Source organism: Kitasatospora sp. MBT66 (assembly GCF_000710405.2).
Lineage (GTDB): Bacteria > Actinomycetota > Actinomycetes > Streptomycetales > Streptomycetaceae > Kitasatospora > Kitasatospora purpeofusca.
This window is the reverse complement of sequence record NZ_JAIY01000023.1, coordinates 1-656: the sequence shown is the minus strand read 5'-3', so window position 1 is coordinate 656 and position 656 is coordinate 1. Positions and strand designations below refer to the sequence as shown.

Below are 656 nucleotides of genomic sequence, written 5' to 3'. Positions count from 1 at the left end.
GTGGAGCCCGGCCAGCAGTTCGGCGCGGTCGCGGTCGGTCTCGATGGCCCCCCGGCCGACGGTGAGCGCGTTGACGCCCCGGACGGCGAGGGCCGCCAGCACCGACACCGAGACCACCAGGCCGATCGCGACGGTGCGGCGCAGCACCGGCCGGCCGTGCAGCGCCGGCCAGGAGTCGCTGGTCGCACGCTCGGGCGGCGATCCGCCGTCGGGCCCTCGTTGCCTCACTGTTCCCGTTCCCCCGGTCGTCGTCGTGGTCGCCCGGTAGGGGGCGCGGCCGTTCGTGGTGCTCGTCCTGGACCCTACGCTCCGAGTTCCGAATGGGACCAACCACCCCGATCAGCCTCGTGCACCCCTCCGCCCGACGTCCACCCGGCCTTCCGCCCAACCTCCGCCCAGCCCTCCGCCGGGCCTCCGCCCGCCCCTCCCCCGGCCCTCCGCTCAGCCCAGGTACGCGGGCGCCACCGCCGCCTCCAGCAGCCGCCCGGCCGCACCGCTGCCGTCGGCGGGGACGGTCCACAGGTCGGCGCCGAAGTCGCCGGGCATGGCGTAGAGCAGGGTGCGGTCGTCGGACCAGACGGCCTGGTCGTCGATGCTCCGCTGCTCGGCGGTGGCGGTCTCGGTCATGGTGGCGAGGTCGAGGACGTACAGCCGCC

General features: G+C 75.9%; 1 protein-coding gene and 1 pseudogene. Both read right to left on the bottom strand.

From position 1 onward, the window contains the following. The coding region (locus BI06_RS52105; protein WP_043478492.1) for a hypothetical protein at positions 1–228 on the bottom strand (228 nt) is incomplete at its 3' end. Positions 229–441: 213 nt separating this feature from the next. Then, positions 442–656: pseudogene (locus BI06_RS43910) on the bottom strand (TolB-like translocation protein); the annotation flags it as partial.